This window comes from Pseudomonas sp. CVAP#3 (assembly GCF_018986375.1).
Classification (GTDB): Bacteria; Pseudomonadota; Gammaproteobacteria; order Pseudomonadales; family Pseudomonadaceae; genus Aquipseudomonas; species Aquipseudomonas helvetica.
This window is the reverse complement of record NZ_JAHMSC010000013.1, coordinates 25,908-41,055: the sequence shown is the minus strand read 5'-3', so window position 1 is coordinate 41,055 and position 15,148 is coordinate 25,908. Positions and strand designations below refer to the sequence as shown.

General features: G+C 60.2%; 15 protein-coding genes. 3 read left to right on the top strand and 12 right to left on the bottom strand.

Annotation, left to right across the window (positions count from 1 at the left end; translation table 11 throughout):
- Positions 1–16: 16 nt before the first annotated feature.
- From KRR23_RS20500 to KRR23_RS20480, 5 genes are all read right to left on the bottom strand, one after another.
- Positions 17–610 carry an undecaprenyl-diphosphatase gene (locus KRR23_RS20500; protein ID WP_216743987.1) on the bottom strand — a complete coding sequence of 198 codons (594 nt, stop codon included), beginning with the start codon at positions 608–610 and terminating at the stop codon, positions 17–19.
- A gap of 188 nt (positions 611–798) precedes the next feature.
- The gene (locus KRR23_RS20495; RefSeq protein ID WP_019694124.1) at positions 799–1,002 is read right to left on the bottom strand and encodes a co-regulatory protein PtrA N-terminal domain-containing protein; all 204 of its coding nucleotides are present in this window, start codon (positions 1,000–1,002) and stop codon (positions 799–801) included.
- Positions 1,003–1,291: 289 nt separating this feature from the next.
- Entirely contained in the window at positions 1,292–2,263 is a 972-nt protein-coding gene (locus KRR23_RS20490) for a thymidylate synthase (RefSeq protein WP_216743986.1), read from the bottom strand.
- Between the two features lie 63 nt (positions 2,264–2,326).
- Positions 2,327–3,142: a prolipoprotein diacylglyceryl transferase gene (lgt, locus tag KRR23_RS20485; RefSeq protein WP_123581378.1), complete on the bottom strand. Its 816-nt coding sequence runs from the start codon at positions 3,140–3,142 to the stop codon at positions 2,327–2,329.
- 98 nt (positions 3,143–3,240) lie between these two features.
- Positions 3,241–4,023: a sulfite exporter TauE/SafE family protein gene (locus KRR23_RS20480; protein WP_054594512.1), complete on the bottom strand. Its 783-nt coding sequence runs from the start codon at positions 4,021–4,023 to the stop codon at positions 3,241–3,243.
- 124 nt (positions 4,024–4,147) lie between these two features.
- Here KRR23_RS20480 and KRR23_RS20475 point away from each other — a divergent pair, with 124 nt between their 5' ends.
- Positions 4,148–4,894, top strand: a complete 747-nt coding sequence (locus KRR23_RS20475; RefSeq protein WP_216743985.1) for an NRDE family protein — start codon at positions 4,148–4,150, stop codon at positions 4,892–4,894.
- 166 nt (positions 4,895–5,060) lie between these two features.
- Here the strand turns inward: KRR23_RS20475 and ptsP are convergent, their stop codons facing one another.
- Together ptsP and KRR23_RS20465 are read right to left on the bottom strand one after the other, a co-directional pair.
- Positions 5,061–7,340, bottom strand: a complete 2,280-nt coding sequence (ptsP, locus tag KRR23_RS20470; protein WP_216743984.1) for a phosphoenolpyruvate--protein phosphotransferase — start codon at positions 7,338–7,340, stop codon at positions 5,061–5,063.
- A 22-nt stretch (positions 7,341–7,362) separates the two neighbouring features.
- Positions 7,363–7,842 (bottom strand): RNA pyrophosphohydrolase, encoded by a 480-nt coding sequence (locus tag KRR23_RS20465; protein ID WP_007897732.1) that lies wholly within the window; start codon positions 7,840–7,842, stop codon positions 7,363–7,365.
- A gap of 144 nt (positions 7,843–7,986) precedes the next feature.
- On the opposite strand from KRR23_RS20465, the gene KRR23_RS20460 reads away from it, so the two are divergent.
- Positions 7,987–8,643 carry an HAD family phosphatase gene (locus tag KRR23_RS20460; protein WP_216743983.1) on the top strand — a complete coding sequence of 219 codons (657 nt, stop codon included), beginning with the start codon at positions 7,987–7,989 and terminating at the stop codon, positions 8,641–8,643.
- 168 nt (positions 8,644–8,811) lie between these two features.
- Here KRR23_RS20460 and KRR23_RS20455 read toward each other — a convergent pair whose 3' ends face one another.
- Together KRR23_RS20455 and ilvA are read right to left on the bottom strand one after the other, a co-directional pair.
- Positions 8,812–9,237 carry a DUF2269 family protein gene (locus tag KRR23_RS20455; protein ID WP_216743982.1) on the bottom strand — a complete coding sequence of 142 codons (426 nt, stop codon included), beginning with the start codon at positions 9,235–9,237 and terminating at the stop codon, positions 8,812–8,814.
- A gap of 39 nt (positions 9,238–9,276) precedes the next feature.
- Positions 9,277–10,791, bottom strand: a complete 1,515-nt coding sequence (gene ilvA, locus KRR23_RS20450) for a threonine ammonia-lyase, biosynthetic (protein ID WP_216743981.1) — start codon at positions 10,789–10,791, stop codon at positions 9,277–9,279.
- Between the two features lie 340 nt (positions 10,792–11,131).
- Here ilvA and rpiA point away from each other — a divergent pair, with 340 nt between their 5' ends.
- On the top strand, positions 11,132–11,806 hold the full coding sequence (gene rpiA, locus KRR23_RS20445; RefSeq protein WP_216743980.1) for a ribose-5-phosphate isomerase RpiA: 675 nt from the start codon (positions 11,132–11,134) through the stop codon (positions 11,804–11,806).
- A gap of 198 nt (positions 11,807–12,004) precedes the next feature.
- Here rpiA and KRR23_RS20440 read toward each other — a convergent pair whose 3' ends face one another.
- The 3 genes from KRR23_RS20440 to KRR23_RS20430 are packed head-to-tail and all read right to left on the bottom strand — an operon-like array spanning position 12,005 to position 15,006.
- Positions 12,005–12,961, bottom strand: coding sequence for an SdiA-regulated domain-containing protein (locus KRR23_RS20440; RefSeq protein ID WP_216743979.1), 957 nt, complete (start codon positions 12,959–12,961; stop codon positions 12,005–12,007).
- A complete protein-coding gene (locus tag KRR23_RS20435; RefSeq protein ID WP_216743978.1) occupies positions 12,906–13,571 on the bottom strand; it encodes a fumarylacetoacetate hydrolase family protein in 666 nt (221 codons plus the stop codon). The genes KRR23_RS20440 and KRR23_RS20435 overlap by 56 nt, the downstream gene beginning before the upstream one ends.
- Positions 13,572–13,611: 40 nt before the next feature.
- Positions 13,612–15,006 carry an FAD-binding oxidoreductase gene (locus KRR23_RS20430; RefSeq protein WP_216743977.1) on the bottom strand — a complete coding sequence of 465 codons (1,395 nt, stop codon included), beginning with the start codon at positions 15,004–15,006 and terminating at the stop codon, positions 13,612–13,614.
- Positions 15,007–15,148: the final 142 nt, after the last annotated feature.

Below are 15,148 nucleotides of genomic sequence, written 5' to 3'. Positions count from 1 at the left end.
CGATGACCAGACCCTATCAGTGCATATTGCGCCGAGCGAGTGCCGGAAATATTCGCTGGTAAAGTCGCTCAACAACGTCGAGCAGACGCTCGCCCAGTTGTCTCCAGTCCAGCATTTGCTTGACCAGCCAGGCGCTGATCAGCGAAACCAGTAACGACCCGGCGATATCGAATGGAAAGTGCACGCCCAGGTAGACACGCGCCCAGCCAACCAACGCCCCCAGCAGTAAAACCAGCAGGCCCAGCTTGCGCAGCGAGGCCAGTATCAACCCAAAGGCTAGCGCAAACATCACCGTGGCGTGGTCGCTGGGAAAAGATGATTCAGCGGCATGCGCCAGGAAATTTTGCCCCAACCCCAGCATGAAGGGACGTGGGTGAAACCAAAGGTTGCTGATCAGCAGATTGCAGCCCAGCGCGAAGACGATACTCAGCGTCGCGGTGAGCGCTACCGCCCGCTGCCGACGTGTTCCTCGCAACCACAGCCCAGCCAGCAAAAGCGGCACACAGTAGATTAGCCACTGCGCCAGAAACATCGCCAAAGACCGCATTGGCGCGGAGGCATCCGCGCTGGCGTTGATCGCCAGGAACAGGCTGCGATTGAGTTCTTCCACACATAGACGCCATTCAGATCATCAGAACCCCCCGCATCGCGATCACACGCTGAGCGGTACCTATCCTACTAATTTCAATCGCCCGGACAGTCGGAGCACCCCGCCATCCGGGCTTCAGGCGTTTGACACCTGTTTTGCCACAAGTTCTACCGCCACACGGCGCATCAGCAACTGGGTTAAAGCCGCCGTCAATTCGAGCGTTCGACAGTGTCGGACTGGGCTTTCTGACTGCTTGCTACAGCCTGCGCATGTTCAGATTGCTGATAGTGAACCATCGCCACATCGCGTGCGGCGTCCATTCGGGCCTGAACCTTGTCGCCGCCACCTTCAGCCATCGCAGCCACAGAAGCGCACATCAGGGAAACGACCAAAAAAGCTTTCAGGGATTTCATCGGGAACTCTCCAGTAGTTGGGTTCTGCCAGACCCTGTATTGGCCTGACTGGAGCTCATCCTATAGGGCGCTGTTTATCGGCCCTTTCCCCGGGAGATGAATTTTCTGACATGTAGGCTTTTAGATTCGCGGCGCTGACGCTTGATCGTTCCCACATCGAGGCGATGATCGTTCCCACGCTCCTGCGTGGGAATGCAGCCCGGGACGCTCTGCGTCCCAAGAGCCGAACGCGGAGCGTCCGTTGAGGCATTCCCACGCGGAGCGTGGGAATGATCGGTGCAGGAGGTCTTTAGACCGCCATTGGCGCGGTCATTGGCGCGTGGTGTTCGTAACCTTCCAGCGAGAAGTCGCTCGGCTCGATCTGTTCCAGCCACTCCGGCTGGTACACGCCGGTCTTGGCGAACGCCGGCACGCGGTCGGAAATCACCAGTTTTGGCATCGGGAACGGCTCGCGCTTGAGCTGTTCGTTGAGCATGTCCAGGTGGTTTTCGTAGACGTGGGCGTCACCGATGAAATAGGTGAACCAGCGCGGCGTGTAACCGGTCAGGCGACCGATCAGGCTCAGCAACGCGGCACCTTCGGTGAGGTTGAACGGCGTGCCCAGGCCCAGGTCATTGGAGCGGATGTAGAGCGTCAGGGAAATCTCTTTGGTCTCGACATTCGGGTGGAACTGATACAGCAGATGGCACGGCGGCAGCGCCATTTCATCGAGTTGGGCGCAGTTCCAGCCGTGGAACAGGATACGGCGGCTGCCCGGATCCTTGATGATGGTGTCGACGCACTGGCGAATCTGGTCGATTGCCTTGTACAGCACCACATAGGCCTGGCCGTCTTCTTCACCTTCAGCGATCTGCCGATAACCCTGGCTCAACGTCTGCTCGATAGCGGCCTGATTGCTGACCGGGATCTGCTTGTACGCCGGCCACTTGCGCCATTGCACACCGTAGATCTCGCCCAGATCGTCTTCGCCCTGACGGAACGGGTTGGCCAGCCACTGGGCGTTTTCATTGGCATTCTGGTCCCAGACCTTGCAGCCCAATGCCCGGAACTCAGCCGCGTTGTTCACGCCCCGCAGGAAACCGACCATCTCGCCGATAGCCGATTTGAACGCCATCTTGCGGGTAGTGATCGCCGGGAAACCTTCTTTCAGGTCATAGCGCAGCATCGCGCCCGGAAAGCTTATGGTGTTCACGCCGGTACGGTTGGCTTGTTTGGTGCCGTTCTTGATGACGTGGGCGACCAGATCGAGATATTGCTTCATGAGTTACCTGTGTCCTTGAACCCGGGACCAAAGCCCCGGGATTCGAATGTAGAGCGCGACAGCTTAAGCAGTCGGGGCAACCGGAGCCGCCGGAGCACGGTGATAAGCCAGCCAGATCAGGAACAGACCGGCAAGGATCATCGGTACGCACAGGACCTGGCCCATGGTCAGCCAGTTCCAGGCCAGATAGCCCAGTTGCGCGTCCGGCACGCGGACGAATTCGACGATGAAACGGAAAATACCGTAGAACAGCGTGAACATCCCGGACACGGCCATGGTCGGCCGCGGCTTGCGCGAGAACAACCAGAGGATCAGGAACAGCGCCACGCCTTCCAGCGCGAACTGATACAGCTGCGACGGGTGACGCGGCAGCTGTGCAGGGTCGCTGAACGGCGGAAAGATCATTGCCCACGGCAGGTCGGTCGGCTTGCCCCACAACTCGGCGTTGATGAAGTTACCGATACGCCCGGCACCCAGGCCGATCGGCACCATCGGTGCGACGAAGTCCATCAGCTGGAAGAACGACTTGCCATTCTTCCTGCCGAACCACAGGGCCGCCAGCATCACGCCGATGAACCCGCCATGGAACGACATGCCGCCCTTCCATACTTCAAAAATCAAGGTCGGGTTGGCCAGGTAAGCACTCAGATCGTAAAACAGCACATACCCGAGCCTGCCACCGACAATCACCCCCATCGACATCCAGAAAATCATGTCGGAGAGCTTCTCCTTGGTCCAGGTCGGGTCGAAGCGGTTCAGCCGACGCGATGCCAGCATCCAGGCGCCGCCGATGCCGATCAGGTACATCAGGCCGTACCAGTGGATTTTCAGCGGGCCGATGGCCAGGGCCACCGGGTCAATCTGCGGGTAAGGCAGCATTGCGACTCCTCGTTAGAGTTGAAACGTAATATTCCAGGCGCGACCGTGCCACGCCGGGATTAAGCCAGGATTGTGTCGCTGTTCCCGGCAAAAAGAGCTCAAAGCAAAAAGCTCAAACCCACGCAAAACAGCAACGCGGCAAACAGTCTTTTCAGCAACCGCGGTGACAGCTTGTGGGCCAATCGCGCACCGATACGGGCAAAGACCATGCTGGTCAGGGCAATGCCCAACAGCGCCGGTAGATAAATGAACCCGAGACTATGAGCCGGCAGGCGTGGATCGTGCCAGCCCAAAATCATGAAACTTAATGCACTGACGAGCGCAATCGGCAGACCGCAGGCCGAAGAGGTGGCCACGGCTTGCTGCATCGGCACGCTGCGCCAGGTCAGAAACGGCACCGTCAGCGAACCTCCACCGACCCCGAAAATCGCCGAAGCCCAGCCGATCACACTGCCGGCCAGGGTCAGGCCGAATTTTCCAGGCACCGTTCGGCTGGCCTTGGGCTTGACCTCCAGCGCCAGCTGCAAGGCAATGACCAACGCGAATACGCCGATGATCTTCTGCAAATGTGGTCCCGAGATGGCTTCGGCCGTCAGCGCGCCAAAACCCGCGCCGATCAGAATCCCGACGGTCATCCAGACAAAAATCGGCCAGCGCACCGCGCCTTTCAGATGATGTTCGCGCACCGCATTGACTGACGTGAAGATGATCGTCGCCAACGACGTGCCGACGGCCAGGTGAGTCAGCACCGACACATCAAAACCTTGCAAGGTGAAACTGAACACCAGTACCGGGACGATGATGATCCCGCCGCCCACCCCAAACAGCCCGGCCAGCACGCCGGCACAGGCACCCAGCAGCAGATAGAGCGGAAATTCCATGACTGCACCCCGAAATAAGTGCGGCATGGTAACGGATGCATGGCCTCAAGCTCCACTGGATGGCGATGGATACCCGCCAGCTCTATGCGTAAAGTGGGCAAAAAAAGCCAAGAGGGATAACCCCATGTGCTTGATCGTCTTCGCCTGGCGGCCGGGTCACGCAACGCCGCTGATCGTTGCAGCTAACCGCGACGAGTTTTATGCGCGCCCCAGCCTGCCGCTGGCGCAATGGCCCGAGACGCCAGAGGTGTACGCCGGGCGCGACCTGGAAGCGGGCGGCGCCTGGCTGGGTATTGGCGCCGACGGGCGTTTCGCGGCATTGACCAACATCCGCAACCCGCACCAACCGCCAGCACGCAAATCGCGAGGCGAGCTGGTAGCGCGATTTCTGACCGGCAATTTGCCCATTGCTGAATATTTGGCCGACGTTGTCGACAGATCGCTGGAATATGCCGGGTTTAACCTGCTGATCGGTAATCGTCATGAGTTGTGGCACTACAACGCACGCGAGCCTGGGCCGGTCAAGCTGCAATCAGGGGTCCATGGGCTGTCGAATGCCGGACTTGATACGCCGTGGCCGAAGGTGCTCAAGGCCAAGGCGGCGTTGAGTGAAGTACTGGCTGATCCGCAGCCACAGGCTTTGCTGGCCCTTTTAGGCGACCCGCAAACGGCGCCGTTCGCCGACTTGCCGGATACCGGGGTTGGGCTGGCGACCGAGAGTTTGTTGTCGAGCGTGTTTATTGCCAGCCCCACGTATGGCACGCGGGCGAGTACCGCACTGATAGTGCGGGCGGACGGGACGCGGCTGATGGTTGAAAGGAGTTTCGGGCCGTATGGCGGGCATCTTGGGGAAGTTGAGATCAGGGTTTAGCCCTGGCGCGATACTCTGTGGCGAGGGAGCTTGCTCCCGCTCGGCTGCGAAGCAGTCGTTAAACCGTCATCGCGCACAGACTGATAGAACACGCTGACCGATTCAGGAGCGCTTCGCACTCCAGCGGGAGCAAGCTCCCTCGCCACAAAAGCCCACTGTCACAGGCTCAGAGAGGCTTGATCGCCGCCGGATTGATCATCCGCGCCAACCCGAGGTTCTTCAGCGCCAGTTGCAGTGAGCTGTGGATCACCTGCGGGTTGTCGATGGTCATCAGCTCGGCGAGCAGATCCCTGGCCCAGCTCAGGTTGATCTGGCGCAGCATCCACTTCACTTTCGGCAAGTTGGTGGCGTTCATCGACAAGCTGTCGAAACCCATCGCCATCAACAGCACCGCCGCCGCCGGATCACCGGCCATCTCGCCGCAGATACTCACGGGTTTGCCTTCGGCATGCGCGTCGCGCACCACGTTTTGCAGCGCTTGCAGCACCGCCGGGTGCAGGTAGTCATAAAGGTCGGCCACCCGCGGGTTGTTACGGTCGACGGCCAGCAGGTATTGGGTCAGGTCGTTGGAGCCCACCGACAGGAAGTCCACTTGCCGCGCCAGTTCCCTGGTCTGGTACACCGCTGCCGGAACCTCGATCATCACGCCAACCGGCGGCATCGGCACGTCGCAGCCTTCATCGCGAACTTCACCCCAGGCCCGGTGAATAAGGTGCTGTGCTTCTTCCACTTCATGAGTGCCGGAGATCATCGGCAACAGAATCCGCAGGTTGTTCAGGCCTTCGCTGGCCTTGAGCATCGCGCGGGTCTGCACCAGGAAGATTTCCGGGTGGTCGAGGGTCACGCGGATCCCGCGCCAGCCCAGGAACGGGTTGTCTTCCTTGATCGGGAAGTACGACAGTGACTTGTCGCCGCCGATGTCCAGGCTGCGCATGGTCACCGGTTGCGGGTGGAAGGCCGCGAGTTGCTCGCGATAAATCGCCAGCTGCTCCTTTTCGCTCGGAAAGCGCTGATTGATCATGAACGGCACTTCGGTGCGGTACAGACCCACGCCTTCGGCACCGCGCTTCTGCGCTCGCGCCACATCCGCCAGCAGGCCAGTGTTGACCCACAGCGGCATGCGGTGACCGTCGATCGTCACGCACGGCAAGTCGCGCAGTGCATCCAGCCCCAGCGCCAGTTGCTTCTCTTCTTCGACCACGTCGGCGAACTGCTTGCGCAGCACGTCACTCGGGTTGGTGTAGACCTCGCCGTGGTAGCCGTCGACGATCATCTGGATGCCGTCGACCTTGGAATACGGCAGGTCGACCAGACCCATCACCGTCGGGATACCCATGGCTCGCGCCAGGATCGCCACGTGGGAGTTGCCGGAACCGAGTACCGACACCAGCCCCACCAGCTTGCCTTCCGGCACCTCGCCGAGCATCGCCGGCGTCAGTTCTTCGCTGATCAGAATGGTGTTGTCGGGATAGACCAGCGTCTGCTGACGTTCTTCCTGCAAGTAAGCCAGCAGGCGTCGGCCAAGGTCTTTGACGTCCGAGGCACGCTCACGCAGGTAGGCGTCGTCCATCAATTCGAAACGGTTGACGTGATCGGTGACCACCTGACGCAGTGCGCCCTGGGCCCATTGGCCGGTCTTGATCACGGTGGTCACTTCACTGCCCAGCGAAGCGTCGTCGAGCATCATCAGGTAGACGTCGAACAGCGCCCGCTCTTCCGGCCGCAATTGCGTGGCAAGCTTGGCGGACAGCGCGCGCATGTCGGCGCGCACGCCTTCGATGGCGGTCTTGAACAATCCCAGCTCAGCGTCGATGTCAGCGATGGTCTTGTCAGGCACCACGTCCAGATCGGCCGGAGGCAGCATGACCACCGCGGTACCGACCGCCGCACCGGGCGAGCCGGGTACGCCGACAAACTTTGCTTCCTGAATGCCTTTGCCCTGACGCCCCAGACCACGGATCGAACCTGTGGCCTCGGCGTGGGCGATAACGCCCGCAAGCTGGGCGCTCATGGTCACCAGGAAGGCTTCTTCACCTTCGTCGAACTGGCGACGTTCTTTTTGCTGGATGACCAACACGCCGACAACGCGGCGGTGGTGAATGATCGGAGCTCCGAGGAACGAGGCATAACGCTCTTCACCGGTTTCGGCGAAGTAGCGATAGCGCGGGTGATCCGCGGCGTTTTCGAGGTTGAGGGGTTCTTCACGCGTGCCGACCAGGCCAACCAGACCTTCGTTGGGTGCCATGCTGACCTTGCCGATCGAGCGCTTGTTCAAGCCCTCGGTGGCCATCAGCACGAAGCGGTTGGTTTCGGGGTCGAGCAGGTAGACCGAGCAGACCTGGCTGCCCATGGCCTCTTTGACGCGCAACACAATAATCCCCAACGCCGCCTTGAGATCCTTGGCGGAGTTAACTTCCTGGACGATCTTGCGCAGCGTATTGAGCATGGCTCGGGGTCGAACTCCGTCGTCAGTCGCGCGCTAAAAGGCGCGGGGCAAGCTCTTTGAGAGCGCGGCGATAAACCTCGCGCTTGAATGTCACCACCTGGCCCAACGGATACCAATAACTGACCCAGCGCCAGCCATCGAACTCCGGTTTACCGGTCAAATCCATCCGCACCCGCTGCTCGTTAGAGATCAGGCGCAGGAGAAACCACTTCTGTTTCTGGCCGATGCACAGCGGTTGGCTGTGCGTTCTGACCAAGCGTTGCGGCAAACGATAGCGCAACCAGCCCCGGGTGCAGGCGAGAATTTCAACATCTTCGCGCTCCAGCCCCACTTCTTCGTTCAACTCGCGGTACAAGGCGTCTTCCGGCGTCTCCTGAGGGTTGATACCACCTTGAGGAAACTGCCAGGCATCTTGATTGATACGGCGAGCCCATAGCACCTGGCCGGCATCATTCGTGAGAATGATCCCGACATTGGGGCGGAAACCATCGGGGTCGATCACGGCAACAACCTCGCAAACGCATGTCGTCGCATTGTTCCACAAAGGTTGTGAAGGCGGCAACGAAGCTTCCTACGTTATGTGCACTCTTGTGAAAAGACCGTATTCTGGAGGCCTTTTTACAGACTTTTCAGCGAGTAACTGCAAATGCGTCTGGCTTTATTCGACTTGGACAACACACTTTTGGGCGGCGACAGCGATCACGCGTGGGGCGATTACCTGTGCGAACGCGGCTTCCTTGATGCCGTCGCCTACAAAACGCGCAACGACGAGTTCTACCAGGACTACCTGGCCGGCAAGCTGGACCAGGCCGAGTACCTGAACTTTTGCCTGGAAATCCTCGGTCGTACCGAGATGACCCTGCTGGACGAATGGCACCGCGACTACATGCGCGACTGCATCGAACCGCTTGTGTTGCCCAAGGGCCTTGAACTGCTGGACAAACACCGCAAGGCCGGCGATCAACTGGTCATCATCACCGCCACCAACCGCTTTGTCACCGGGCCAATTGCCCAGCGTCTGGGCGTCGAAACCCTGATTGCCACCGAATGCGAAATGGTCAACGGCCGCTACACCGGACGCAGCACAGACGTACCATGCTTCCGTGAAGGCAAGGTGACGCGTTTGAATCGCTGGCTGGAAGAGACCGGCATGTCGCTCGAAGACAGCTATTTTTATAGTGATTCGATGAATGACCTGGCATTGCTGGAGGAAGTGGCAAATCCGGTGGCCGTGGACCCGGACCCGAATTTGCGCGCCGAGGCACAGAAACGTGGCTGGCTGATAATGTCGTTGCGCGACTGAAATCGCCGACTTTATCTGTGGCGAGGGAGCTTGCTCCCGCTCGGTCGCGCAGCGGCCGCAAATCCGGCCGACGCGCTCCACCTGACAAAACGTCTTAGCAGGATTCAGGAGCGCTTCGCGCTCCAGCGGGAGCAAGCTCCCTCGCCACAGTTGATCGCATGAATCAGGTCAGACCGGCTTAGCGCCCATCAACCCGGCAATCGCGATAAAGCAAACGAAGCTGAACAACGCCAAGGCAAACGTAAACTTGCCATTGCCCCCCGGCGCCACGCGCAGCTTGTTAAGCCGCACCAGCAGCCAGAACACCGCCAGCGCGCCGACGGTGTAGGTCACGCTGGACGCCAGAATCCACATCTGCCCCAGCGGCCAGCCCACCAGGTGCACCATCCACCATCCGGTGAACGGCATGCTCAGCAACGCCAGGCACATCACCAGCCAGACAAACACCCACGGCCGCTGCAACGTGCGCGCGTGCGCCGTCGCATCGCCGTTACGGCGCGTGCGCCAGACCCAGATCGCCAGGCCCAGCGCACCGACCAGCAACAACACCGTTGCCAGGACATGCGCAATTTTCAGGGCGGTTAACGTTTCCATTGTTCGATTTCCTTATGGACTGGCCATCAGCGTAGACGCTCAGCCGAGGAACAGCTTATACGCCGGGTTGTCGCTCTCATCCCAATACGGGTAACCGATTTCTGCCAGCGCCGCCGGCACCAGATGACGCTCTTCATGCGGCACTTGCAGACCGGCGACCACCCGACCATCGGCCGCGCCGTGGTTGCGGTAGTGGAACATCGAGATGTTCCAGCGCCCGCCGAGCTTGTTGAGGAAGTTGAACAACGCTCCCGGACGCTCCGGGAACTCGAAGCGCAACACCACTTCGTCGACGACATGCGCCGCACGACCGCCCACCATGTGGCGAATGTGCAACTTGGCCAGTTCGTTGTCGGTCAGGTCGAGCACCGGGAAGCCCTGCTCGGTCAGACTGGCGAGCAGCGCACTACGTGGATCGTTTTCCGGGTGCGTCTGCACGCCGACAAAGATGTGCGCTTCGCTGCCGGTGTTGTAGCGGTAGTTGAATTCGGTGATCTGGCGTTTGCCGATGGCTTCGCAGAACGCCTTGAAGCTGCCCGGTTTCTCCGGGATCGTCACGGCGATGATCGCTTCACGACCTTCACCCAGCTCGGCGCGCTCGGCGACGTGGCGCAGGCGGTCGAAGTTGACGTTGGCGCCGGAGTCGATGGCCACCAGGGTCTGCCCGGTTACACCGCGCAACTCGACGTACTTCTTGATCCCCGCTACGCCCAAGGCGCCGGCAGGCTCAGTGATCGAGCGGGTATCGTCGTAGATATCCTTGATTGCCGCACAGATCTCGTCAGTGCTGACGGTGATCACCTCGTCGACGTAGTCCTTACAGATGTCGAAGGTGTGCTGGCCGATCTGCGCCACCGCCACACCATCGGCAAAGAGCCCAACGGTCGGCAGTACCACGCGCTCACCGGCCGCCATGGCCGCTTGCAGGCAGTTGGAGTCGTCCGGCTCGACGCCGATGATCTTGATCTCGGGTCGCAGGTACTTCACGTACGCGGCGATCCCGGCGATCAGGCCGCCACCGCCCACCGGGACGAAAATCGCATCAATCGGGCCCGGGTGCTGGCGCAGAATCTCCATCGCCACGGTGCCCTGCCCGGCAATCGTGTGCGGATCATCGTAAGGGTGGATGTAGACGTAGCCCTTTTCGTCGACCAGTTTCAGCGAGTAGGCCAGGGCTTCCGGGAAGGAATCACCGTGCAGCACCACTTTGCCGCCGCGCGAACGCACACCTTCGACCTTGATCTCGGGGGTGGTCTTGGGCATGACGATGGTCGCTTTCACGCCCAGCACTTTGGCGGCCAGTGCCAGGCCCTGCGCGTGGTTACCCGCGGAAGCCGTGACCACGCCACGGGCGCGCTCTTCATCGCTCAATTGGGTCAGCTTGTTGTAAGCGCCGCGAATCTTGAACGAGAACACCGGCTGCAAGTCTTCACGCTTGAGCCAAATCTTGTTGCCCAGCCGCTCGGAGAGCTGGCGAGCAGTCTGCAATGGGGTTTCTACGGCAACGTCATAAACGCGCGAGGTGAGGATCTTTTTGACGTACTGTTCGAGCATCGGAAAGCATCACTGAGCGGGTTGGGCAGGACCGAAGAGTCTAACCCGGCTTTTGCTCGTGCGACCACACGAATCCAGAGGTTTTACAGCGCTTTTGTGGCGAGGGAGCTTGCTCCCGCTCGAGCGCGAAGCGGTCGCAACAAGGTTGAGTAGTTGAACCTGAAAAAATCGGGACTCAGATTCTACGACTGCTGCGCAGCCGAGCGGGAGCAAGCTCCCTCGCCACAGAAGCCTCCCCGGCATGCCATACATACTCATTGGCCAATCGGACAATGACCTTCCCTGCCCCGCAGCCTATAATGCCGGCCTTCAGTTCCCCTTGCCCGCTTTCGGAGCCCGCATGACCCAGGATCAACTCAAACAGGCAGTGGCTCAAGCCGCCGTCGATTTCATCCTTCCAAAACTCGACGACAAGAGCATCGTCGGGGTCGGCACCGGCTCCACCGCCAACTGCTTCATCGATGCACTGGCCCTGCACAAGGGCGCGTTCGATGGCGCGGTTGCCAGCTCCGAAGCCACCGCCGCGCGCCTCAAGGGCCACGGGATTCCGGTGTATGAGCTCAACACCGTCAGCGACCTGGAGTTCTACGTCGACGGCGCCGATGAAAGCGACGAGCACCTGAACCTGATCAAGGGCGGCGGCGCAGCCCTGACCCGCGAAAAGATCGTTGCAGCTGTGGCCAAGACCTTCATCTGCATCGCCGACGCCAGCAAACTGGTGCCGGTGCTGGGCGCTTTCCCGCTGCCGGTCGAAGTGATCCCGATGGCCCGCAGCCACGTGGCCCGCGAGCTGGTGAAACTGGGCGGCGATCCGGTTTACCGTGAAGGTGTGTTGACCGACAACGGCAACATCATCCTCGACGTGTTCAACATGCAGATCACCAACCCGGTCGAACTCGAGACTCAAATCAATGCCATCGTCGGCGTGGTCACCAACGGCCTGTTCGCCGCCCGTCCGGCAGACGTGCTGCTGCTGGGCACGAGCGAAGGCGTGAAGACCCTGCGCGCCAAGTAAGGCAGACACAAAACCTGTGGGAGCGGGCTCTTGTGGCGAGGGGGCTTGCCCCCGCTGGGCCGCGAAGCGGCCCCAAAACCTGCAATCGCATTGCATCATGCACACCGCCTTCGCAGGATTTACGACTGCTCCACCCGAGCGCGGACCGGCCGACGGGGGCAAGCCCCCTCGCCACAATGAAAACGGCGCCTTCCAGAGTTATGGCAGCGTGGGCTTCTTGAAGACGTAAAACAGGTTGGGCTCGCTGACCAGGTACATCGTGCCGCTGTCGTCCATGGCGATCCCTTCTGCTTGCGGCACTGTCTTTTGCAAACCCTGACGCCCATTGTTCAGCGACATCGTGCTTAACGGCCGACCGTCGATATCCAGCTCCAGCACCAGATGCGACTCATCCGACAGCGCCAGTAAATGGCCGCTGCGCTTGTCATATTGCAGGCTCGACAGGTCGCGCACGAACAGGCCGGCATCGCGCCTGGGGTTGTTGACCACGTGCACCGCGTAGGATTTCTCCGGGTTGTAATGCGGGAAGCCCTGCACTTCGTAGATCAGCATCGGGTCGCGTTCCTTGGCGACGAACAGCCGCTTGCCCACCGAATCATAGGCCAGGCCTTCAAAGCCCTTATTACTGCTCATGTGCACGCCAAGAGTCATCTGCTCGGAATCCGCAGCGTCGAGAAACTCCGTTTCATCCGTCAGGTGAATCTTGATCAGGCGCTGCTGATATTCATCGGCGATCACATAGGTATCAGCGCTGATGAACTCCACCGCTTCCGGGTCGCCAAACCCGATCAGCGTCACGCGGCGCAGGATTCGCCCGTCGAGGGACAGCTCGAGCAGCTCGGAGTTTTTATTGGTCACGGTGAACAGGCTATGGCGCACCGGATCAAACGTCAGCGCCGAAACGTCAGCACTCAGCCCGTCAATGACCTTCGCCTCGACAACCACCTGGTAATCGTTGAGTGCCATGGACTGGCCGTCGGCCGGGTGCAACCAGGCTTGCAGGTCGAACCAGCTGCGCTCGAACAAACGATAATGCTGCCCGGCCGCGCCCAACGCCACGACTGCAGCGAAGAGCACGATCAGGACTCGGTTTTGCGGTTTAGCGAACACTGCTCTTGAAGCTGCCGGCGCCCGGCAATTCCAGTACCAGTTCATCACCAACATTCAACGGACCGACGCCAACCGGAGTGCCGGTCATGATCACGTCACCGGCTTGCAGCGAGAAGCAACCTGCCATGTGCTGGATCATCGGCACGATCGGGTTGAGCATCAAGCTGCTGTTGCCGTCCTGGCGAACTTCACCGTTGATGGTCAGGCGGATACCGATGTCGGTCAGGTCAGGGAAGGTGCTGCTGACCACGAATGGCGCCAGCACGCAGGCGCCGTCGAACGACTTGGAGATTTCCCATGGCAGGCCTTTGGATTTCAGCTCGGCCTGCTTGTCGCGCAAGGTCAGGTCCAGCCCCGGCGCAAACCCGGAGATCGCGTCCAGCACTTCTTCGCGGCTTGGCTTGGTCGACAACGGCTTGCCGATCAACACGGCGATTTCTGCCTCGTAGTGGACCGAGCCACGCTCGGCCGGAATCGCAAAACTACCTTCCAGCGCGACCACGCAACTGCCCGGCTTGATGAACAGCAGCGGCTCGGTCGGTACCGGGTTATCCAGTTCCTTGGCGTGTTCGGCGTAGTTACGCCCGATGCACACCACTTTCCCGACCGGGAAATGAATACGCGTACCGTCGACATACTGGTGCTGATAGCTCATTACCGACTCCTGCCTTATTGATTCATCAGAGACAGCGACTTCAAACAGCGAAGATCTTGCCCGGGTTCATGATGCCGTTCGGGTCAAACACCGCCTTGAGCGCTTTCATGTACTCGATCTCAACCGGCGAACGGCTGTAGGTCAAGTAATCACGCTTGGTCATGCCCACGCCGTGTTCGGCGGAAATCGAGCCGTTGTACTTCTCGACGGTTTCGAATACCCACTTGTTGACGGTCGCGCACTTGGCGAAGAACTCGTCCTTGCTGAGGTTTTCCGGCTTGAGGATGTTCAAGTGCAGGTTGCCGTCGCCGATGTGGCCGAACCAGACAATTTCGAAATCCGGGTAGTGTTCGCCGACGATCGCGTCGATTTCCTTCAGGAATGCCGGCACTTTCGACACAGTGACCGAAATGTCGTTCTTGTACGGCGTCCAGTGGGAAATGGTCTCGGAGATGTATTCGCGCAGCTTCCAGAGGTTTTGCAGTTGCGACTCGCTCTGGCTCATCACGCCATCCAGCACCCAGCCTTCCTCGACGCAGTGTTCGAAGGTTTCCAGCGCATGGTTGGCCACCTCTTCGGTGGTCGCTTCGAATTCCAGCAGCGCGTAGAACGGGCAATCGGATTCGAACGGCGCCGGTACGTCGCCGCGCGCCAAGACTTTGGCCAGTGCCTTGTCGGAGAAGAATTCAAACGCAGTCAGGTCGAGCTTGCTCTGGAACGCGTGTAGCACCGGCATGATCGAGTCGAAATCGGCGGTGCCAAGGACCATCGCGGTGAGGTTTTTCGGGGCGCGATCAAGGCGCATGGTCGCTTCGACCACGAAACCCAAAGTGCCTTCGGCGCCGATGAACAGCTGGCGGAGGTCGTAACCGGTGGCGTTCTTGATCAGGTCGCGGTTCAGTTCCAGCAGGTCGCCCTTACCGGTCACGACTTTCATGCCGGCAACCCAGTTACGGGTCATGCCGTAACGAATAACCTTGATCCCGCCGGCATTGGTGCCGATATTGCCGCCAATCTGGCTGGAACCGGCGGAAGCGAAGTCCACCGGGTAATACAGGCCGTGCTCTTCGGCGCGGTTTTGCAGTTGTTCAGTGACGACACCCGGCTGGCAGACCGCAGTGCGGTCGGTCAGGTTCACGTCGAGGATCTGGTTCATATAGTCGAAGGAAACCACCACTTCGCCATTGGCTGCCACGGCAGCAGCGGACAGCCCGGTGCGTCCGCCAGACGGTACCAGCGCAATCTTGTGCTCATTCGCCCAACGGACGATGGCCTGGACCTGCTCGGTGGTCTTGGGGAACACGATGGCCGTCGGGGCCGGGGCGAAATGCTTGGTCCAATCCTTACCGTAAGCATTCAGGGAGTCGGCATCGGTCAGCACCTTGCCAGGCTCAACCAGGGTCTTCAGCTCTTCAATCAGGGCGGGATTGGTCATCGACAGAACTCTCGAACAATTCATGGTCATCCTGAGTACGCTTCACGTCGCAGGAATGAGTGTTTGCGGGGTGCATATGCTAGCATACCGCCCCCGCAGGATAGTGCCCAAAGGCTGTTCTGCGGCGACGGCGTTCCTGCCG